At 46.2% G+C, this 22369-nt stretch carries 18 protein-coding genes, 1 pseudogene and 1 riboswitch; of the genes and pseudogenes, 15 read left to right on the forward strand and 4 right to left on the reverse strand.

Features of this window, described 5'->3' with window-relative positions; all coding sequences use genetic code 11:
- From FTU87_RS03435 to recJ, 8 genes are all read left to right on the forward strand, one after another.
- Positions 1–2013, forward strand: a complete 2013-nt coding sequence (locus FTU87_RS03435; protein WP_180096677.1) for a 2-oxo acid dehydrogenase subunit E2 — start codon at positions 1–3, stop codon at positions 2011–2013.
- A gap of 88 nt (positions 2014–2101) precedes the next feature.
- A riboswitch (yybP-ykoY riboswitch) is annotated at positions 2102–2244 on the forward strand.
- Between the two features lie 73 nt (positions 2245–2317).
- Positions 2318–2893, forward strand: a complete 576-nt coding sequence (locus FTU87_RS03440; RefSeq protein WP_005173234.1) for a TMEM165/GDT1 family protein — start codon at positions 2318–2320, stop codon at positions 2891–2893.
- 184 nt (positions 2894–3077) lie between these two features.
- On the forward strand, positions 3078–3875 hold the full coding sequence (locus FTU87_RS03445; protein WP_005095047.1) for an MBL fold metallo-hydrolase: 798 nt from the start codon (positions 3078–3080) through the stop codon (positions 3873–3875).
- 96 nt (positions 3876–3971) lie between these two features.
- A complete protein-coding gene (locus FTU87_RS03450; protein WP_074383866.1) occupies positions 3972–4337 on the forward strand; it encodes a YkgJ family cysteine cluster protein in 366 nt (121 codons plus the stop codon).
- 236 nt (positions 4338–4573) lie between these two features.
- Positions 4574–6040 (forward strand): IMP dehydrogenase, encoded by a 1467-nt coding sequence (gene guaB, locus FTU87_RS03455; RefSeq protein ID WP_005095051.1) that lies wholly within the window; start codon positions 4574–4576, stop codon positions 6038–6040.
- Positions 6041–6162: 122 nt separating this feature from the next.
- Positions 6163–7494: a phosphoglucosamine mutase gene (glmM, locus tag FTU87_RS03460; protein WP_034608847.1), complete on the forward strand. Its 1332-nt coding sequence runs from the start codon at positions 6163–6165 to the stop codon at positions 7492–7494.
- 11 nt (positions 7495–7505) lie between these two features.
- Positions 7506–8162, forward strand: coding sequence for a pyridoxamine 5'-phosphate oxidase (gene pdxH / locus FTU87_RS03465; RefSeq protein WP_005173224.1), 657 nt, complete (start codon positions 7506–7508; stop codon positions 8160–8162).
- A 14-nt stretch (positions 8163–8176) separates the two neighbouring features.
- Positions 8177–9877, forward strand: a complete 1701-nt coding sequence (recJ, locus tag FTU87_RS03470) for a single-stranded-DNA-specific exonuclease RecJ (RefSeq protein WP_180096751.1) — start codon at positions 8177–8179, stop codon at positions 9875–9877.
- Positions 9878–9928: 51 nt separating this feature from the next.
- Here the strand turns inward: recJ and FTU87_RS03475 are convergent.
- A pseudogene (locus tag FTU87_RS03475) lies at positions 9929–10665 on the reverse strand (putative porin).
- 177 nt (positions 10666–10842) lie between these two features.
- A complete protein-coding gene (locus FTU87_RS03480) occupies positions 10843–11622 on the reverse strand; it encodes a putative porin (protein ID WP_180096678.1) in 780 nt (259 codons plus the stop codon).
- A 503-nt stretch (positions 11623–12125) separates the two neighbouring features.
- On the opposite strand from FTU87_RS03480, the gene prfB reads away from it, so the two are divergent.
- From prfB to FTU87_RS03505, 5 genes are all read left to right on the forward strand, one after another.
- A protein-coding gene (gene prfB, locus FTU87_RS03485) for a peptide chain release factor 2 (protein ID WP_100329506.1) occupies positions 12126–13221 on the forward strand; the annotation gives its coding sequence in 2 pieces (ribosomal slippage) (positions 12126–12197 and positions 12199–13221; 1095 coding nt in all).
- A 167-nt stretch (positions 13222–13388) separates the two neighbouring features.
- Positions 13389–13688, forward strand: coding sequence for a helix-turn-helix transcriptional regulator (locus FTU87_RS03490; protein WP_005173210.1), 300 nt, complete (start codon positions 13389–13391; stop codon positions 13686–13688).
- A 20-nt stretch (positions 13689–13708) separates the two neighbouring features.
- Entirely contained in the window at positions 13709–14794 is a 1086-nt protein-coding gene (locus FTU87_RS03495; RefSeq protein ID WP_180096679.1) for an alkene reductase, read from the forward strand.
- Between the two features lie 79 nt (positions 14795–14873).
- Positions 14874–16154 carry a 3-deoxy-D-manno-octulosonic acid transferase gene (locus FTU87_RS03500; RefSeq protein WP_100329505.1) on the forward strand — a complete coding sequence of 427 codons (1281 nt, stop codon included), beginning with the start codon at positions 14874–14876 and terminating at the stop codon, positions 16152–16154.
- A gap of 251 nt (positions 16155–16405) precedes the next feature.
- The gene (locus FTU87_RS03505) at positions 16406–17119 is read left to right on the forward strand and encodes a 16S rRNA (uracil(1498)-N(3))-methyltransferase (RefSeq protein ID WP_074383873.1); all 714 of its coding nucleotides are present in this window, start codon (positions 16406–16408) and stop codon (positions 17117–17119) included.
- Here the strand turns inward: FTU87_RS03505 and FTU87_RS03510 are convergent.
- Positions 17093–18073, reverse strand: a complete 981-nt coding sequence (locus FTU87_RS03510; RefSeq protein ID WP_180096680.1) for a mechanosensitive ion channel family protein — start codon at positions 18071–18073, stop codon at positions 17093–17095. The genes FTU87_RS03505 and FTU87_RS03510 overlap by 27 nt on opposite strands.
- Before the next feature lie 116 nt (positions 18074–18189).
- Entirely contained in the window at positions 18190–18768 is a 579-nt protein-coding gene (locus tag FTU87_RS03515) for a DUF805 domain-containing protein (RefSeq protein ID WP_180096681.1), read from the reverse strand.
- A gap of 273 nt (positions 18769–19041) precedes the next feature.
- Between FTU87_RS03515 and acs the strand changes: the two genes are divergently transcribed.
- Both acs and FTU87_RS03525 read left to right on the forward strand, forming a co-directional pair.
- The gene (acs, locus tag FTU87_RS03520; protein ID WP_074383876.1) at positions 19042–20988 is read left to right on the forward strand and encodes an acetate--CoA ligase; all 1947 of its coding nucleotides are present in this window, start codon (positions 19042–19044) and stop codon (positions 20986–20988) included.
- Between the two features lie 138 nt (positions 20989–21126).
- Positions 21127–22308, forward strand: coding sequence for an acyl-CoA dehydrogenase family protein (locus FTU87_RS03525; RefSeq protein WP_180001007.1), 1182 nt, complete (start codon positions 21127–21129; stop codon positions 22306–22308).
- Positions 22309–22369: the final 61 nt, after the last annotated feature.

Raw genomic sequence — 22369 nt, forward strand, 5'->3', positions numbered from 1 at the left:
ATGCAAATTACGACTCCCGATATTGGTGTAGATCAGGCAACCGTGGCCGAAATTCTGGTCAAAGTCGGTGATACGATTGCGATTGATGACAGCATCGTGTTGCTTGAATCCGATAAAGCCTCTGTTGAAGTGCCCAGCACTTCAGCAGGGGTGGTGAAAAGCATTCTGGTCAGTCAGGGTGATGAAGTGACTGAAGGCGCGGTACTGATTGAACTGCAAGCTGAAGATGGCAGTACGGATGTGGTCGAGCCACAGCAAGCAGATGCCTCACAAAAAACCTCAGAAAATACACCTACGTCTTTGCCTGATCAGGAAATCATGCAAGAACTGGCATCACATCAGCCAAAAGTTTCTGCTGCGCCTGAGGCTCAAGCAAGTTCACAAGTGGTCGATGTTCAAGTCCCCGATATTGGTGTAGAGAAAGCCACTGTCGGTGAAATTCTGGTCTCTGTCGGTGATGAAATCGAGGTGGATCAAAGCATCGTGGTGGTGGAATCGGACAAGGCGACTGTTGAAGTGCCAAGTACGGTTGCAGGTACGGTGGAATCCATCGACATTAAAGAAGGCGACACGATTAAAGAAGGTGTGGTGATTCTAAAAGTGAAAACTTCAGGATCGACCCCGACTGTTGCAGCAGAAGCGCCAAAAGCTGAAGCTGCGCCAGTTCAAGATGCTAAAGCGGAGCCAGTGGCTCAAGCTGCAGCAGCACCTGCGGGTGAGGTTGAAGTGATGGTGCCTGACCTCGGGGTAGACAAAGCAGCTGTGGCTGAAATTCTGGTTTCTGTCGGTGATACGGTTGAAAAAGACCAGAGCATCATTGTGGTGGAATCAGACAAAGCCACGGTTGAAGTGCCAAGCACAACTGCTGGGGTGATCAAGGCGATTCATGTTGAGCTGGGACAAAATGTCTCTGAAGGCATTGCACTGATGACAATTCAAGCTGAAGCGCAAGCAGAGGCTGCACCTGTTGCGGCTAAAGCGGAAGCACCGAAAGCAGCTGTTGCACCAGTAGAGACCACCAAAGCAGCACCTGCGGCATCTTCTACTCCAGCGGTGGCGACCTCTGACAATGCCGACAAGCTGACGAAAGAGCAGAATGTCGCCAACTCGAAAGTCTATGCCGGCCCTGCTGTACGTAAACTGGCGCGTGAACTGGGCGTAGTATTGTCAGAAGTTCAGGCTTCAGGTTCCAATGCCCGGGTGATGAAAGAAGATCTGAAGGCTTATGTCAAAGCGCGCCTGACTGCGCCGCAGGCTGCTCCTGTAGCCGCTGCTGTTCAAGCCGCAGGTCTACCAAAATTGCCAGACTTTAGTGCTTTTGGTGGTGTGGAAGAGAAAGCCTTAACGCGTTTGCAACAAGTGTCTATTCCGCAGTTGTCGCTGAATAATTTCATTCCGCAAGTGACCCAGTTTGATGCAGCCGATATTACTGAACTGGAAGCGTGGCGTAATGAGCTGAAAGGCAACTTCAAGAAAGAAGGCCTGAGCCTGACCATTATGGCCTTCATCATCAAAGCAGTTGCGCACTTGTTAAAAGAAGAGCGCGAGTTTGCTGGTCACTTGGCCGATGATAGCAAGTCAGTCCTGCTACGTAACGAGATCCATATGGGGATCGCGGTGGCAACGCCAGATGGTTTAACGGTTCCGGTATTGCGTCATCCCGATCAGAAGTCGATTAAACAGATTGCCACTGAGCTGGGAAGCTTGGGTCAAAAAGCGCGTGACAAGAAATTGTCGCCAAAAGATCTGCAAGGGGCGAACTTTACCATTACCAGCCTGGGCTCAATTGGTGGTACTGCATTTACGCCGCTGGTGAACTGGCCGCAAGTGGCAATTCTGGGAATTTCACCTGCCACCATGCAACCGGTCTGGAATGGTGAAGGTTTTGATCCACGCTTGATGCTACCGTTGTCTTTGTCATACGATCACCGTGTGATTAATGGTGCAGATGCTGCGCGTTTCACCAACAAGCTGACCCAGCTGCTTAAAGATATTCGTACTTTATTGATCTAATCTGATCAGATCATTTCAATCATAAACCTTGCTTCGGCGGGGTTTATTTTTGCCACATTGAAAAATAATGGATTTGATTCTATACTTGGCGCACTTCATTGGGGAGTAGCCGCCTTTTGCGCAAAGCAGAAGGGTGATGGTCAACATATTTGTCCTGAACCGGACATGGTCATCATAGCAAAGAACCAAATGAGCTTCTCGAAGCTTTCTTTTGTTGGCAAGACCTTTGATTTACCACTCTGCAGATTTTGGCTAGCAGGAGCGGTGAGTCATTGGTATTGGATGCTAGCCAGAGAAAGACCTCATGTATGAATTCTTACTGTCGACCGCAATCGTGGCACTGGCTGAAATGGGTGACAAAACCCAACTGCTGGCTTTGCTGCTTGCCGCACGTTTTCGCAAACCCGTTCCTATTTTAGTTGCTATTTTATTGGCGACGCTGATTAACCATGGCCTTTCTGCGGTATTGGGACAATGGATCACCACGGTGATTGGGCCGGAAGTGTTGCTGTGGATTGTGTCGATTGGTTTTATTGCGATGGCGGCCTGGATGCTGATTCCGGATGAACTCGGAGATGAAAATGCCAGTATCAATAAATGGCAAAAATTCGGGGTATTTGCTGCGACCTTCATTTTGTTCTTTCTGGCAGAAATTGGCGATAAAACCCAGATTGCCACAGTCGCGCTGGCAGCACGTTTCGATAGTATATTCTGGGTGATGCTCGGTACCACTTTGGGGATGATGCTGGCCAATGCACCTGCGGTATTTCTAGGAGATAAACTGGCGAACAGGCTGCCGATCAGCCTGATTCATAAAATTGGCGCGGCCATTTTCCTGGTGATTGGTGTCGCCACTCTGCTTCAATATTATTTATTTTAAAAATACAGTAATAATTGCATGAATCCTGAGCTAAAAACTCAGGATTTTTTATGCCTAAAATAAGCTTAAAACTTTGATAAGTAGTGTGATATGGCCAGTTTTATTGATTGTAAGTTCAACTAAATACTTATATGTTATATGGGTATAAAACAGCACTTTTAAATTTAAATCGGGGAATATATACATGGTTTTTGAACGCACCACATCGCAGGTCCTGTTTGATGACGGGACACATAAATGCATCAGTTTTACCAGTCTGGTCAAAGGTGAAGGCGTTCAGGCAAACCAGTTTTTAATCATTGATAACGAGCGGGCGGCGGTACTCGATCCGGGTGGTGATCTCACCTATGTTCCGCTAACCATGGAACTGAATAAATACACCCGGTTGACCAATCTGGATTATGTCATGGCTTCGCATCAGGATCCTGACATCATTACTTCGATGCCACGCTGGCTGGTATATACCGATGCCAAAGTGGTGGCTTCCAAGCTCTGGGCGCGTTTCTTGCCACATTTAAACTCGGCTTTTATGAGTGACCGGATGAAAGGCAACTGGCTAGATCGGCTGGTCGAGCTCCCGGATCATGGTCAGATCATTCCTCTGGGTAATGCCAATATTGTGGCGGTACCAGCGCATTTTCTGCATTCAGTCGGCAATTTCCAGTTTTATGATCCGATTGCCAAGATCCTGTTTTCGGGAGATATGGGTGCATCGATGGTCGATGATGCTGCCAAACCATTGGAAAACTTTGCTGCGCATATCCCAAAAATGAAAAGCTTTCATCAGCGTTATATGTGCAATAACAAGGTGATTCGTCTTTGGGTGAACATGGTGCGGGGCATGGATATCGAGATGATTGTGCCGCAGCATGGCACGCCTTTTATGGGTAAAGAGCAGATCACCCAGTTTCTGGACTGGATTGAAACGCTGCAATGTGGCACCGACCTGATGGACGAAACTGTTTTTACCTGTCCTGAATAGTTCACAGAAAAATAAAATTTTTCTTGTGTAGAAAAACAACATTTTTTATATTTCTTCTCCAAAAAACTTTTTTTTGATCATGAGAACTTATAAGAAATGTTATCTCAAGTTCCAACACCAGATGCATGTTTAAGCTGCGGGGCGTGCTGCGCCTATTTCAGGGTTTCGTTTTACTGGGCAGAAGGGATTCATATGCCTGAGCATTATACGGAACCTGTAACAGCAGTTTATTCATGTATGGCTGGAACCAATCAAAAAAATCCACGCTGTATTGCACTGGATGGCACCATCGGCCAGCAGGTCAGTTGCGGTATGTATGAGCTGCGCAGTTCATCCTGCAAAGAAGTACAGATCGCCGATGATCAATGCAATAAAGCCCGTTTGGCACATAATATGTTGCCTTTTATTCAGATTGAAAATGATGAAGCTGACAATGATGACAGTTTTGAATACGTCAGCTAAATCGACCCAAAGCAGAGTTTAGGCTCTGCTTTTTAGCTTTTCAAAGTATCGGGATTGAGTTCAAGCATCAGGCTACTGTGGTCAGTTCTTTTCTGATGTCGTAGTTCTCAAATTGATTCACTGGAAAAAATCCAGCCCTCAAAACTATTTTAATGCAAAAATAATTTTGCAATTGCAATGAAATTTAAGTCGATATTTGTTTATAATAGTGCACGGAAATTACCAGTGAGACTGTTATGTTGACCATCGTTCAAGACGCGTTAACCTTCGATGATGTCCTATTACTCCCTGCCTATTCTACTGTTCTCCCAAAAGATGTCTCTCTAAAGACACGCCTGACCCGTGGCATTAACCTGAATATTCCTCTTGTGTCTGCAGCGATGGATACGGTGACTGAGTCCCGTATGGCAATTGCAATGGCGCAAAACGGTGGTATCGGTATTTTGCACAAGAACATGGATATCGCTGTTCAGGCTGCAGAAGTGCGCCGTGTGAAAAAATTCGAAGCGGGTATGGTCAAAGACCCGATTACAGTTACTCCTGAAACCACAGTACGTGAATTGATTGCTTTGACTCAAGCCAACAATATCAGTGGTGTACCAGTGGTGAAAGATGGCAAAGTGGTCGGTATTGTGACAGGTCGCGATACACGCTTTGAAACCAATCTTGAGCAGCCAGTCAGCAACATCATGACTGGTCAGGATCGTCTGGTAACAGTTCGCGAAGGCGAATCGAAAGAAAATATCCAAGCCTTATTACAGCAGCACCGTATTGAAAAAGTATTGGTGGTGAATGATCAGCAAGAGCTGAAAGGCTTGATTACGGTGACAGATTTCCGTAAAGCTGAACTTTATCCAAACAGCTGTAAAGATGATTTAGGTCGTCTACGTGTCGGTGCTGCAGTCGGTACCGGTGCAGAAACCCCAAGCCGTGTTGAAGCGCTGGTTGAAGCCGGTGTCGATGCGATTGTTGTCGATACAGCACATGGTCATTCTGCGGGTGTGATCGAACGGGTACGTTGGGTTAAAGCCAACTATCCACAAGTTCAGGTGATTGGCGGTAACATCGCAACTGGCGATGCTGCATTGGCTTTGCTTGATGCAGGTGCGGATGCGGTTAAAGTCGGGATTGGTCCGGGTTCAATCTGTACCACACGTATTGTGGCCGGTATTGGTATGCCGCAAATTTCTGCAATCGATTCTGTTGCTAATGCGCTGAAAGATCAGATTCCGTTGATCGCGGATGGTGGTATCCGTTTCTCTGGCGATATGGCCAAAGCGATTGGTGCGGGTGCAAGTACCATTATGGTTGGTTCATTGATGGCCGGTACTGAAGAAGCACCGGGTGAAGTTGAATTCTTCCAAGGCCGTTACTACAAAGCCTACCGCGGTATGGGTTCGTTGGGTGCCATGGCGGGTGCAACCGGTTCGGCTGACCGTTACTTCCAGGACTCTAAAGCCGGTGCCGAGAAACTGGTTCCTGAAGGCATTGAAGGTCGCGTACCGTACAAAGGTCCAATGGGCAATATCGTGCATCAGATGATGGGCGGCCTACGTTCTTCGATGGGTTATACCGGTTCTGCCGTGATTGAAGACCTGCGTCAAAATGCCAAGTTTGTGAAAATCACTTCTGCCGGTATGTCGGAATCACATGTGCATGATGTGACCATTACCAAAGAAGCACCCAACTATCGCGTGGGTTAATCTCCTGTGATTTAAAATTTTTAAAAGCCGTCATGCAAATGACGGCTTTTTTATTTTGGTGTAAAGTGTGGCACAGGGAAAAAATGGGTGAGATCAATCATCCGCTAAGAAGTGAGATAAAGATGAGTTATTTTGGTACGGATGGTATTCGTGGAAAGTTTGGCGAATTGCCGATTACCCCTGAGTTTGCCCTGAAATTGGGGTTTGCAGCCGGTAAGGTTTTAAAGCGTCATAGTAAAAAAGCCAAGCCCTTGGTGGTTTTGGGTAAAGATACCCGTTTGTCTGGCTATATCCTGGAAGCCGCCTTGCAGGCAGGTTTAAATGCGGCTGGCGTCTATGTTCATCTTTTAGGCCCACTGCCAACACCGGCGATTGCCCATTTGACCCGCGCCTTGCATGCCAGCCTGGGAATTGTAATTTCTGCTTCGCATAATCCGTATTTCGATAACGGTATTAAGTTTTTCTCGGCGGAAGGCAAGAAATTACCGGATGCCTTGCAAGAAGAAATCAATCAGGAACTCGAACAAGATTTCATCATTGAAGATACCGCGAGCCTGGGTAAAAGTATCCGGGTCAAAGATGCCAATGGTCGCTATATTGAATTCTGTAAATCGACTTTCCCCTATCATCTGGACTTGAATGAACTCACCATTGTGGTGGATTGTGCCAATGGTGCCGCCTATAACGTCGGGCCTGCTGTGTTCCGTGAGCTGGGCGCACGTGTGATTGCCATTCATAATGAACCGACCGGGTTAAATATAAATAAAGACTGTGGTTCGACTCATCCTGAAAGCTTGCAACAAGCCGTGATCCAGCATCAGGCCGACTTAGGTGTTGCTTTTGATGGCGATGCCGACCGTGTAGTTCTGGTGGATAAGTCTGGAAAGCTGATTGATGGCGACCATATTCTGTATATTCTTGCCACGCAAAGCTCGAAAAAGCCGGCAGGTATCGTCGGTACCTTAATGAGCAATATGGCACTGGAACTGGCACTGGAAAAAGCTCAAGTGCCATTATTACGTGCCAAAGTCGGCGACCGTTATGTGTTGCAAGGTCTGGAAGAAAACGGCTGGACGATTGGTGGCGAGCCTTCTGGGCATATTCTGACCTTGGACAAGAGCACCACCGGTGATGCGATTATTGCCGCCTTGCAAGTGCTGACAGTCATGGTTGAACAGAAGAAAGCCCTGCATGAGCTGGTGGCTGATTTTCAACTGTTGCCAAATGTCCTGGTCAATGTGCGTTTAGATGCCATGTTTGATCCTTATTCAGTACCGGCCTTGGCCGCTGAATTTGAAAAAGCCGAACAGCAGCTTAAAGGGCGTGGCCGCTTGTTGATTCGTAAATCAGGCACTGAACCGGTGATTCGTGTCATGGTGGAAGGCGAAGATTTAAGTGAAGTGACTGCACTGGCAAATTCATTAGCTGATGCTGTACGTGCCAATGCCGCTTAGAGGAAGAAAGAATGAGTGATCTGATCAAAGATCTGAGTGAGCTACGCCTGAATTATCAGAAAGGCGAGCTGCAAGAACAGCAGGTCAACCCGAATCCGCATATGCAGTTCTTGCAATGGTTTAACCATGCACTAGAAGCGAAGCTGCATGAACCCTATGCCATGTCATTGGCAACGGCGGATGCTCAAGGTCGTCCGCATGTGCGTACCGTATTACTGCGCGGGGCGACTGAAGCCGGCTATGACTTCTATACCAATTATGACAGCCAAAAAGGTTTGGATCTGGCCGAAAATCCGTATGCTGAATTATTGTTCTATTGGCAGGATCAGGAACGTCAGATTCGGGTGAGTGGTAAAGTCATCAAGATTTCTGAACAGGAGTCGACTGATTACTATCATAAACGCCCACGTGACAGCCAGATTGCTGCGCATATCAGCACCCCGCAAAGTGGGGTAATTGCCAGCCGTGAAGAGCTGCAACAGCGTTTCTGGGATTTGCATAATCAGGTGGCGAATCAGCAACAGCTGGATAAACCGGAGTTTTGGGGCGGTTATCGTCTCGAACCCGATTATTATGAATTCTGGCAGGGCCGTCCGAACCGTCTGCATGATCGTTTAAGCTATGAGAAAATTGACGGTGCATGGCAATTGCAACGCTTGATGCCTTGATTATGCCAAAAATCATGCCAAAACTTGACATCAAACAGCGCCCCTTTCTGACCCGTCCTGAAAATTTTCAGGGTGTTCCAGCGTTTGTGGCTGAAATTCTGGCCCGTCGCGGGGTGGAGTCCGAGCAGGAACTTGAGCTTAAACTCAAGCATCTGCTGGCACCGACCATGAAAGGCCTGACGGATGCGATTCAGTTGATCGATCAGGCAATTGATCGTGGCCAGAAAATCGTGATTGTCGGCGATTACGATGCCGATGGTGCAACCAGTACTGCACTCATGGTGCTGGCTCTACGTGATATGGGGGCGAATGTCGAGTATCTGGTACCAGACCGTTTTAAATATGGCTATGGTCTGACTGCTGCCATTGCCGATCTGGCTTTCGTCAATTTCACACCTGATCTGCTGATTACCGTGGACAATGGTATTTCCAGCCATGCAGGAGTGAAACAGGCGCAAGATCATGGTATGCAGGTGATTATTACCGATCATCACCTGACCACCAAGCCGACACCTGAAGCCGAAGCGGTGGTCAATCCGAATCAGCTGGGTTGTGATTTCCCCAGCAAAGCCTTGGCCGGGGTCGGGGTGGCGTTTTATGTGCTGGCCAATCTGTCGACCCATCGCAAAAAACTTGGAAAATCGACCACTCAAATTATTCATTATCTTGATCTGGTGGCACTCGGTACTTATGCCGATGTCGCCAGTCTGGACTATAACAACCGGATTCTGGTCGATGCGGGCTTGAAACGGATTCAGCAAGGGCAGTGCCGCGCGGGGATCAGTGCGCTACTGGATATTGCAAAACGTGATCCGGCAGGTCTAAAAGCGCAAGATCTCGGTTTTGTCTTAGGGCCGCGAATTAATGCAGCCGGACGGATGGAAACCATGGACATCGGGATCGAGTGTCTATTGGCGCCGGATCTGGCAAACGCCTATCCACTGGCCGAACAGTTGAATCAACTGAATGTTGAACGCCGTCAGGTCGAAGCTAAAATCAAGCAGGACGCTTTAAACGAACTTGAGAAAATCCAGCTGGACGAAACTGAATTGCCGGCTGCATTAATCATGTTTGAACAGCATTGGCATCAAGGTGTCATTGGTATTGTGGCGGGGCGTTTAAAAGAGCAATTTCATCGTCCGAGTATTGTCTTTGCCGCAGATGAAGATGGCATACATATCAAGGGTTCAGCGCGTTCGATTGACGGGATTCATATCCGTGATGCGATTGAACAGGTGGCGGAGCAATATCCACATTTAGTCAGTCATTTTGGCGGGCATGCAGCGGCAGCGGGTTTAACCCTGAAAAAAGAAAATTTTGCTGAATTTAAGCAGGTCTTTGAAGCACTGATTGCTACGATGGACGCGGATTTATTCACTGCGACTTTATGGACGGATGGGGAGCTATCCGCTTCGGCTTTCCAGATCGAAACAGTCGATATCCTGCAACATTTAAGTCCGTGGGGGCAAAAATTCCCTCCACCTATTTTTGAAGGGATCTTCAAGATTATGGACTATCGTTGGCTCAAAGATGTACATCTTAAATTACGCGTGGCTTTGGAAAATGGGCAGGTGATTGATGCGATCGCCTTCAATGCAGCCGATAAATATGAATTTGATCCGATGAAAGATACACGCTTGGTGTATGAGCTGGATAAAAATGTCTTTAATGGCAATGTCAGCCTGCAAATGCGGATTATCCATTTAGAACAATAGGCCATAAAAAACCGCTCAAGTGAGCGGTTTTTTTGCTTTTAATCGGAGAGATTAGAAGCGGTATGCACCACGTACGCCAAAGGTATCAGCATTATCAGCAAAATTAATCGAACCTTCTAAGCTAACTTGTTGGTTAAAGAATTTCTTGGCACGAATGGTAAAGACATCATTACCTTCTAGATCTGAGTCAGAGAATCCTAAGCCAACACTGAAAGTTTTATCGAGATATAAATCCGCACCTAGGTTATAAGCATCGATATCACCAAAACTTGCACCACCTTCGAAGTTCATATCGTATTGACCGACTTGTGTTACATATTTAGCACGTAAAGTTGGATCAATTTCATCGTCTGCATTGTCTTCAGAAATACCTACAAGACCAAGTGCTACTAATAAGCCAGGAACAGGTAAATAACCCGCTTCAGCAGCGTAACCAGTTATGTCACCAGCGTCATTATCAAAATGAGTAATATTACCACTTAAATAAAAGTCTGAATTTGGACAAAATATTCAATACCAGCACCAATGCCAAACGTGTCTGAATCATCTTGATAGCTTAATACACCATTCACATTGCTGGCACGGTTTAAAAATGCAGCTTCATTCAAAGGCGAATTTTTGACTTGGACCGAGTTGAAGTAGTAAGTCCCATCGATAGCAAAACCTACATCTGAACCACCTTGGTCACGATCAATAAGATCAATAGAAGCCCCAACTTCAGTTTGGTAAGCGTGTGCAGTTCCCAGGCCAGCAAGAAGCGCTGTAGCAAGAGCAAGTTTCTTAAGCATTTAGATTTCTCTCTTTGTTATAAAAATATGACTGTTTGATGAACAGTTGTAACAAATTGTACAGCTTATATTCGCCCCGTCAATGTGCAAAAAAATACCTAAATGCTTGTTAAGAGTGCAATAAAAAACCCATCCGAGGATGGGTTTTTTTATGAATAATTAATTTGTGGTTTTAGATTAGAAGCGGTATTTCGCTGCTACACCAAATTTATTGTAGTCATTGTTACCTGCTTCACCAAAGCCTACTCGACCTTCGAGGCTGACTTGCTGATTAATGAATTTACGAGCGCTTACACCGAATTCATTTTGATTTCTCAGATCATTGTCTTGGTAGTCGACACCAACACTGAAGGTTTTGTCAATGAAATAATCTGCTGCCAGATTGTATTCATCTAGATCACCAAAAGCTGCACCTGCTTCCAGGTTGATATCTTTACCATTACTAAGTGTAGTCACGTATTTGGCGCGAAGTGTTGGATCTACACCATCATCATTGTCGTTATCCCAACCTTTTACACCCGCCGCAATCAATAGACCTGGCGCTGGTAAATAACCAACTTCTACACCGTAAGTCGTTAAGTCATTATCAACATTATTGTTGTCTTGCAGATCATGACCATTCACATTACCGCTTAAGTAGAAGTCAGAATTTGGAACGAAGTACTCTGCACCTACGCCATATTGATGCGCTTCATTATCGCCAATTTCATTATATTGATAATGAGCATTTACGTTACTGGCACGATCAAGGAAAGCTGCCTCTGCTAATGGTGCATTACGTGTTTGAACTGGATTGAAGTAATATGTACCATCAACACCGAAAGAGCCACTGGTTCCACCGTTATCAGGATCAAATACGCCTGCTGATGCACCAATTTCTGCCTGGTAAGCATGTGCTGCTGTACCTGTCATTGCTATTGCTGAAAGTAGTGCCGAAGCAATCGCTAATTTTTTCATGGTTACTACCCCTCAAATCTTTAGTTAAAAACATTACACTTTTTGTTACAACTTTCAGTCTAGAGCAATTTCAAAGATCGTCAATCAAAGGAAAGTTACAGCAATGTGAATAGCGTAATCTTATGTAATCTTTTCTAAATAAGTAACTGAATAATAAAATTAAATTTATAATGTAGTGTTTTATTAAAACTGTGTAGATATTGTGGAATGTATTGAATTTGCTGATTTTTTATTCAATTTGGTAGATATTTTTAGACGATAAAATTAAATGAAAACTATATTTTGATAATGAATGCGAGATGCGAAATCCGATCAAGCTTCAGATCAAAACGACATTTAATAACCGATTCAATTGTCAAAAATTTCCTGACGAAAACATAACTCTAAATTGGGATGACATTCGAGCTTTGGACTGGATCCACCACACTGAAATAGCAGAAATAGACTGTGCTATAATATGGGGCTAAATAATTTGTGCCTAATTTTGATTGAGAGTAATTCACGTGGAAATTAATCCGTATCTAAACCAATTAAAAGACTTAAACGAACGTGGTCAAACACTACGGGGGTATCTTTGACTACGATCTGAAAAAAGAGCGTTTAGAGGAAGTCCTGCGTGAATTAGAAGATCCCACCATCTGGAATGACCAGAGTCGTGCCCAGGCCATGGCCAAAGAAAAAGGCGAACTTGAGAACGTATTAAATGTGCTGGATGGTTTGACCACACAGCTTGAAGATGCGCAGGCCTTGCTTGATCTGGCAGTGGAAGCGGATGATGAAGGCTTACTGGAAGATGTACAGGCTGAACTGACTACAGCTGAAGAAGAACTGGCTAAACTTGAATTCCGTCGTATGTTCAACAATCCGATGGATCCTAATCCTTGTTATTTAGAAATTCAGGCCGGTTCGGGTGGTACTGAAGCGCAGGACTGGGCATCCATGCTCATGCGGATGTACCTGCGCTGGATTGAACGTCATGGCTTTAAAGCAGAAATCATGGAAGAATCGGACGGTGATGTTGCAGGGCTTAAATCAGCGACGATTCGTGTAGACGGTGAATATGCCTATGGCTGGTTACGTACCGAGTCAGGCGTACATCGTTTAGTGCGTAAATCGCCATTTGACTCGGGCAACCGTCGTCATACCTCATTCTCGGCTGTGTTTGTTTCGCCTGAAGTCGATGACAATATTGAGATCGAAATTAATCCGGCAGATGTGCGTACCGATACCTATCGTGCATCGGGTGCCGGTGGTCAGCATATTAACAAAACGGATTCTGCGGTTCGTTTAACGCATGCACCGACCGGGATTGTAGTGGCCTGTCAGAACCAGCGTTCACAGCATGCCAACCGCGACCATGCCTGGAAGCAGTTACGCGCCAAACTTTATGAACGTGAAATGCAAATTCGTAATGATGCTGCAAAAGCGCTGGAAGATACCAAGTCTGATATCGGCTGGGGAAGCCAGATTCGTTCATACGTTCTGGATGATTCACGTATTAAAGACTTACGTACCAGTGTCGAAAGTTCCAATACCGGCGCGGTTCTGGATGGCGATCTGGATAAATTTATCGAAGCAAGCTTGAAACAGGGCTTGTAAGAAATCGTTTAAGCTTGTAAGAAATCGTTTAAATAGCTGGCGTAACCAAGTTAGTACAGACTGTGACTCTTATATCTAAATTTATCGATATATAAATCGATAAAATGCGATATAATCGGTTTAGATGCTGAAACAAGTTTTGTTACGCCACAGATTGTGATGTACCTATGGATCTTGATCTAATTTTTAAAGCCTTAGCCAATCCGATACGTCGGCAGATTCTGGAATGGTTGAAATCGCCAGAACAATATCTATCTGTGGAAGAGTGTGGCGGCTTTCAACGCGGGGTCTGTGCAGGGCAGATTGAAAAGTTAGGACAAGTCTCTCAGTCCACCATGTCCAATCATTTGTCTGTCTTGCAGCAGGCCGGTTTAATCACCGCGACCAAGCACGGACAATGGTCTTATTTCTCGCGTAATGAAGCTTTGATTCAGCAATATATCGACTATATGCAACAACACCTTTAATCCAACAGGTGGGAGTACTGATGGCTGAATTAAATTCTCCTTTAACGCTTGGCGCGTTAGAACTTAAAAACCGTGTCATCATGGCGCCGCTTACGCGTAGTCGTGCAACTGACGACCGCGTACCAACGCCAATGATGGCCGAATATTATGCACAACGTGCAAGTGCCGGTTTAATCATTTCTGAAGCCACGGTGATTTCTGAAGAAGCCAATGGTTACCGTAATACTCCTGGTCTCTTTACTGATGCGCAGGTAGCAGGCTGGCAGCAGGTGACTCAAGCGGTACATGACCAAGGTGGCCTGATTGTGGCGCAGCTGTGGCATGTGGGTCGTGTGTCTGATCCAGAACTGTTAAATGGTGAAACGCCAGTATCGGCGAGCAGTGTACAACAGGCCGGTCATGTCAGTTTATTGCGTCCAAAACGTCCTTATGTGTTGCCGCGTGCGCTGGAAATTTCAGAAATTCATACCATTACCGAACAATATAAACAGGCGGCAATTTGCGCCAAAGCTGCCGGTTTTGATGGGGTTGAATTACATGCAGCCAATGGTTATCTGATTGACCAGTTCCTGCAAACCAAGACCAACCAGCGTGAAGATGAATACGGGGGGGCAGTCGAAAACCGTGCCCGTTTCCTGCTGGAAGTCATGGATGCACTGATTGATGTCTGGGGTGCAGACCGTGTCGGAATTCATTTGGCACCGCGTGGCGATGAACACGATATGGGCGACAATGATCCACGTGAAACCTTCGGTTATGTCATGGAACAGTTGGGCAAGCGCCAGATCGCGTTCTTCTTTACCCGTGAATATCTGGCGGAAGACAGTATCTCGGAGTATATGAAACAGCGCTCAAACGGCGTGCCGTATATGGCCAATATGCGTTTAAGTCGTGACGATGCGATTGAATTGCTGGCTTCAGGCAAAGCAGATGCGGTAGCTTTTGGTAAGGCTTATATTGCCAATCCGGATTTATACGAGCGCCTACTCGAAGATGCACCGCTAAATGAACTAAAGCTGGAAAATATGATCGGAACCAATGTCGCAGAAGGCTATATTGATTATCCGACATTGGCTGAAGCAGACGCTTTAACTACTGTAGAATAATCTAAAAATGAGCCACATCGATTAACATGTCGATGTGGCTCTGTTATATTTTGTCGATTGAATCTGTTTCGAGGCGCATTTGGCTACTCCATTTTGGTATAACGCAGCGTTAGCTCTGATTAAACCCTTATATCAATCGCGTATTCGTAAACGTGCGACCGATCCTGAACAATTACAACAAGAACTGACAGAACGTTTCGGCCCATTTCAGCCGCCCAAAAATCTGCATGCCATCTGGTTTCATGTGGTCTCGGTCGGTGAGACCAATGCTGCCCAGCCTCTCATCGAACATTATTTAAAATCGGGTCATCCGGTGCTGGTCACCAATACCACCAAAACCGGTCAGGCACGGGCCAAATCACTTTTTTTAAAAGCACCTTATCTGGATTTATTTCAAGCGGTCTATTTACCTGCTGATCAGAAAGTACTGATTGGTGATTTTTATCAGCAGTATCAGCCAAAACTGTTATTGCTGATGGAAACCGAGCTTTGGCCGAATCTGCTGGATCAGGCACCAGAGTTTGATGTGCCCAGTATATTATTGAATGCGCGTCTTTCGGAAAAGTCAGCCAAGGGCTATGCCAGGGTTAAAGGTCTGACCCGGAGCATGCTACAGCAGTTAAGTCAGCTTTTGGCACAGGATACTGCCACCCAGCAGCGTTATATCGAGTTGGGAATCACCGCCGAAAAAACCCAGGTTTTGGGCAATATCAAATTTGATATTACTGCACCACAAAGTTTTGTAGAACATGCTGCAAACTTGAAGCAAGCATGGCAACTGGCAGGTCGCAAAATTATGATACTGGCCAGTACCCATGCGCCTGAAGAAAAAGAAATTCTAAGCGCTTTAAAATCGGCTTTAGATAGCAACCCAAAACTTTTATGTATCGTCGTACCCCGTCATCCGGAACGTTTTGATGAGGTGTTTCAGGCTGCACAGAGTTTAAATTTAATAACTCAGCGCCGTAGTTTGGCCCAGAACATTGAAGCAGATACCCAGGTTTATCTGGCGGACTCGATGGGGGAAATGTGGCTCTGGTATGCTTTGAGTCAAGCCTGTTATGTCGGTGGCTCGCTGAATGAGCCGGGTGGTGGGCATAATATTCTGGAGCCGATTGCCTTGAATGTACCGACTGTTTTAGGCAAAAACTATTTTAATTTTCAGACCATTGTCGATGAATTCGTTCAAGCAGATGCAGTAGAAGTTGTGCAGGATGCGCAGCAGGCGGCAGAGGTATTGCTGGAACTTTTGCAAGATCAAATCAAGGCACAACGTTTAAATACAGCAGCGCAGAGAATTATGCAGTTAAATACGGGATCGCTTGCCAAGCATATTCAGGTGATTGATCGGTATCTTTAATTTATATTGATAAGTAACAGATATTGGATTTACCAAGACGGCAGGGATGCCGTCGTTAGGCTGTGTGGATTGAAGTTTTTTCAATATTTCTAAGCTGGCTTATCTAGCCTACTTTTCAAAGATGAAAAGTAGCAAAAATATTTTGTATCCCTGAAGGAATGTGCTTCACCCTCAGGGATACGCACGACATCCATGTCGCCACCCTCTAGCGGATAGAGGTCATTCAACAGTTCTTCGGTATAAAATCTTCTATGAATATTGTCCTGCTTGACCATCGACAAACACAATCGGATCTCTGGACGATTTCATCGAAACGTCAACTGGAACATTTACAGCAGCATGTGCAGATTCAAGTTGGAGATACCTTAAAAGTAGGGGTGCTGGAAGGTCAGCGTTATCTCACCGAGATTGTCGAGATTTCTGAAAAAGCAGTGCGACTAAAACCGCTTCAAGAGGATGCTGTTCCAAAAAAATTACCGGTGACCCTGATTGTGGCCTTGCCACGGCCGAAAGTGCTGCGCCGTTTGATCATGGACAGTGTCACCTTGGGCGTGGAAAAAATCATTTTACTGCATAGTTATCGCGTCGATAAAAGCTACTGGCAAACCCCATTTTTACAGCAGTTAAATCATTATATCGAGCTGGGACTGGAACAGGCAGGAGATACAATAGCTCCGAAAATCGAGCTGTATAAACGTTTTAAACCTTTTGTTGAAGATATTTTACCGGACTTGATTACGGCTGACCGACCCGCTTATGTGGCACATCCTTATGCCGAACAATCCATGCCTTTTGCGATTCCGCATCCTTGTACGATGATCATCGGCCCGGAAGGTGGATTCATTCCGTATGAAGTAGATTTACTGGTTAAAAACGGCTGCCAGGCTGTGAGTCTGGGCAACCGTATTCTCCGCACTGAAACCGTGATTCCCTATGTTCTAGGTCGCCTGTTTAGCACGAGCTGAGGCATCTTCATTGCCTTCGCCGCGATAGACTTTGACTTCCTGTACCGGATAAGGAATTGAAATATGATGTTCGGCAAATGCCTGAATCACGCGTTCCTGCACCGCACTGATTGAGGTTCCTGTGCCTGTCTCAGTGGTATCGACCCACCAGAGCGCTTTTAAGGTAATGGAAAAATCAGCCAGCGCCGTGACATTGACACTAAAGCCCGGCTGACTGAGGATGGTCGGGTCTTTATCTAAAATGGCGGTAATCAGGTCTTTGGCCTTCTGGATATCATCTTCATAACCAATGCCCACTACAAACTCACAGCGACGGCGGGTATAGGCCGTGTTTACCGTCACGGCACTGGTATAGACCGTGGCATTGGGAATCACGATACGGCGGCCATCCGGTGAACGCAAAAAAGTCGCACGAATCTGGATATCTTCGACTGTGCCTTCCATGCCATTGACGATAATATCATCGCCAATCTTGAATGGTTCACCGAGTAAAATCAGCACACCAGAAAGCAGGTTCTGGAAAATATCCTTGAAGGCAAAACCGATCGCGACCGAACCAATTCCGAGGGCACTCATCAGCTGACCCGGGGTAAAGCCAGGCACGGCAATGACCAGACCAATCAAAACACCAAAGAAAATAATAAAGGTACTACCGACACGGTTGAGGACCAATACCAGATTCTGGCGGGTATAAGAGCGGTTTTCCAAAGTTTTACGTACGAAAAACTTGAAGACTTTGGAGAGTAACCAGAAAATCGTAATCACGATTAGCGCGATACAGAAATAAGGCACACGCTCCCAGAAGCCTTCCATGATCTTGTCAATGGTGCTGTAGGCATCATTATACTTGGCGGTATGTTCAATCACGGTCTGGGTCGTTTTCTCAGTTGCCTGATGTAACAACTCCGTGGTGCCCTCTGTTACCTGGCTTAAGGTATTGTTTTGCTCTGCCACAAAAATTCCACAATTCAAATTTTGCCTATTCTGCCTATTTTGCCTGATGTTCAGCAAAAAATTAATAAGGGCTCGAAGTCACCAGTGGATATTTTCTAAAAATAACGGCGCTGTTATTAAAAGTATTTGGTGGTTTTTTGCATCATTTCCGTGGGGGTAGGTGACTGTTCTTCACCGCTCATATAACTGAATAAAGCGATAGATCCCAACAGGCTAAGCAGGGTCAGGATAATCATCAACCAGGCCAGCATCTTTTCCCAGAGCAAGGTCATCCGTGCCGGACCATACTGATTACTGCCTCGATCGCCCGAACCAAAAACGATATAAAGCCATACAAAAATGTTTACTAGCGGCAGTAAAAATAATAGTGCCCACCAGCCACTGCGGTTCATGTCATGCAAACGGCGAACGGTCACCACTAAAGCGAAATAGGCATAGACCAGAATCATGATCAGCACGCCGATACCGGCCAAGCCTTGTAGTGAAAGCAGCCAGTTAGAATCCATTGAATGGACTGCAATATTCACAATATCAATACTTAAGCCCAGCGCAATACTGCTAAACAGGAAGATGAAATGTAGAAATGCTGACCACGCAATAAAACTCAGACGCCCGAAACGGCCTTTTATCGACAAGGGATGATCCGTTGCCACTAAAGCGGGAGGGGTGAAATAGGGAGATTCTGGCGATTTCATAAATATGATCCTGAACTGAACAAAATGAAATAAGAGCGAGAGCTAAATTCTATTTTTTAAAGGGCATTGCTACAGATCATACACAGTTATGCAGAATATTCTGTACTGTAAGTTATGCTTTATTTTGTTTGAATTTGAATAAATAATCTACGACGAAAGCATGATTGCCGGATTCGAAATAAGCAGGCCATACTGCTATTATGCATAAAAAACAATCAACAACACAGCATTAACCTCTCGTGATGAGATAGAACAAAATCAAGGAAGTGACATATGCAAGAGATCTATCCAGTACCCGAAGATTTTAAAAAAACAGCACGCACGCTTGAAGACCAGTATTTCGAACGTTATCAACATTCCATCGAGCAGCCAGAAGCATTCTGGACAGAACAGGCACAACGTCTGGACTGGATCAAGCCTTTTACCCAAGTCAAAAATACCAGTTTCGATCCCGACAATTTTAAAATTGAATGGTTTGCTGATGGTCAGCTCAATGTCAGCGCCAACTGTCTGGACCGTCATCTGAAAGAACATCCCTATAAGCCGGCCATTATCTGGGAAGGGGATCATCCTTCACGGCACAAGATTATTTCTTTTGCCGAGTTGCATGACGAAACCTGCCGTTTCGCCAATGTGCTGAAAAAAAATGGCATTGCTAAAGGCGACCGGGTGATGCTGTACATGCCCATGGTCTCTGAAGCCGCGATTGCCATGCTGGCCTGCGCGCGCATCGGGGCGGTGCATTGCGTGGTATTTGGTGGGTTTTCACCGGATTCTCTGGCCAGCCGGATTGAAGACTGTCAGGCCAAAATGGTGATTACGGCCGATTCCGGTATGCGCGGCGGGAAACCGATTCCGCTGAAAGCCAATGTTGATGAAGCCCTGAAACTGGCTGGTACAGACTCCATTCAAAATGTAATAGTGGTGCATCGCACCGGCAACCCGATTGAAATGCAAGAGGGGCGCGACCTGTGGTATCACATGGAAATCATGTCGGTGAATGACATTTGCCCACCGGAACCGATGAATGCCGAAGATCCGCTATTTATCCTGTATACCTCAGGTTCGACCGGCAAGCCCAAGGGCGTGATGCATACCACGGGCGGTTATTTGACTTATGTGAATTGCAGTTTCCGCGAAGTGTTTGACATCAAACAGGATGATATCTTTTGGTGTACCGCAGATGTCGGCTGGATTACCGGACATTCCTATGTGCTGTATGGCCCATTGTCGAATGGCACCACGACTCTTATGTTCGAGGGTGTTCCGCAGTATCCGAGCTGGGCGCGTACCGGACACATTGTCGATAAGCATAACGTCACCATTCTCTATACCGCACCGACAGCCATCCGCGCCATGATGCGTGAAGGTGATGCCTTTGTGCGGGAAAGTGACCGCAGCAGCCTGAGAATTCTAGGTTCGGTGGGTGAGCCGATTAATCCTGAAGCCTGGAACTGGTATTACACCGTGGTCGGTGAAAGTCGCTGTCCCGTCATTGATACCTGGTGGCAGACGGAAACCGGCGGTTTTATGATTACGCCATTGCCAGGCGCGACTGATTTGAAACCGGGTTCTGCAACACGGCCTTTCTTTGGGGTACAACCTGCGATTGTCGATGCGGATGGTAAGGAGCTGGAAGGCGAAGCTGAAGGCAATCTGGTGATTAAAGATTCCTGGCCGGGCCAGATGCGAACCATCTGGGGTGATCCGGAACGTTTTATCGAAGCCTATTTCTCGACTTATCCGGGTACTTATTTTACCGGAGATGGCGCGCGTCGCGATAAAGACGGTTATTACTGGATTACTGGCCGGGTCGATGATGTGCTGAATGTGTCCGGACACCGTTTAGGCACAGCTGAAGTTGAAAGTGCGTTGGTGGCCCATGAAGCAGTGGCTGAGGCTGCTGTGGTGGGTATGCCGCATGACATTAAAGGGCAGGGAATTTGTGCCTTTGTCACCTTACAGGCCGACGTGACCAGTTCAGATGAATTGCGTGCTGAACTGGTGAGCTGGGTGCGCAAGATTTTGGGGCCAGTGGCGACACCTGATGCACTGTACTGGGCACCCGCTTTGCCCAAAACCCGTTCAGGGAAAATCATGCGCCGGATCTTGAGAAAGATTGCAGCCAATGAGCTGGATAGCCTGGGCGATACCTCGACATTGGCTGAACCACAAGTGGTGGATCATCTGATTGCAGAAGTACAAGCCAATCCTCGTTAAATAGCTAAAGTCCACAAGCAAAATACCGGCTGCACGCAGCCGGTATTTTTAGATCAGGAATAAGCTCTGCATGCTTTCGAATATAGCGCAACGTCTTGATCTGCTAAGCTGCCCACATGCTGAACATGAGTTAAAATAATGAATGTACAATCACCATATTTAGATCAATCTCCTGTCGATATTGCCCAGAAACTGGCAGAACAATTTGCCCAAACTGCCGCAGTGCGAGACAAGCAGGGCGGTAATCCCAAGCATGAACGAGACCTGATCCGTAACAGTGGTCTGCTCGGCTTGTCTATTCCTGTTGCCTATGGTGGACAGGGTGCAGACTGGCGGACAATTTTTAAAACCATTCAGACCCTGGCGCAGGTCGATAGCTCTCTGGCGCATATTTATGGATTTCATCATTTATTGATTGCCACCGTACAGCTATTTTCCCAACCTGAGCAATATGGCAAATGGTTTGCACAGACTGTCCAAAATAATCTGTTCTGGGGCAATACTCTCAATCCGCTGGATCGTCGTACCACGGCAACTCAAGTCTCAGAACATGAATATATTTTCCATGGTGATAAAAGCTTTTGTTCTGGTTCGATCGATTCGGATATGTTGCTGTGTTCAGGTTATAACGAAGCAGGAAAATTGCTGATTGGCGTGATTCCTACCCAGCGACAGGGTGTGAGCTTTCTAGGCGACTGGAACAATATGGGCCAGCGCCAGACTGACAGCGGCACCAGTCATTTTGAACAGGTCAACATTCACCGGGATGAATTGCTGCTCAATCCGGGGCCACTGAGTACGCCGTATTCCAGTTTACGTCCATTGATTGCGCAGCTGATATTTGTGCATATGTTTCTCGGTGTCGCCGAAGGGGCTTTTGAAGTTGCCAAACAGACCGTACAAACCCAAAAAGCCTGGTCAAAATCCTTGGCTGAACATGCAGTGAATGATCCTTTTACCCAAAAGCATTTTGCCGAGTTTTATGTGCAGCTGGAAAGCGTGCGTTTATTGGCAGATCAAGCCATTCAGACCTTGCAGAAAGCTTGGAATATCGGCCCTGATCTGACTGCCGAGCAGCGTGGTGAAGTCTCGATTGCGATTGCCACCGCCAAAATTGCCGCGACCAATAGCTCTTTATATATCACCCAGAATATTTTTCAGGTCATGGGTGCACGGGCAACGACTGCGCAACTGAATCTGGACCGGTTCTGGCGTAATGTTCGGACTCAAACCTTGCATGATCCGGTGGATTATAAATATCAGGAAGTGGGGGAATGGGTGCTGACCGGAAAAGTGCCTGATCCAAGTTTTTATTCCTGATCCTAATAATAAAACAGCCTCTATATGAGAAGCTGTTTTATTATTTTTAAGATGACGGGTC

Origin of the sequence: Acinetobacter sp. YH12156 (assembly GCF_013418235.1) — a bacterium.
Classification (GTDB): Bacteria; Pseudomonadota; Gammaproteobacteria; order Pseudomonadales; family Moraxellaceae; genus Acinetobacter; species Acinetobacter pseudolwoffii.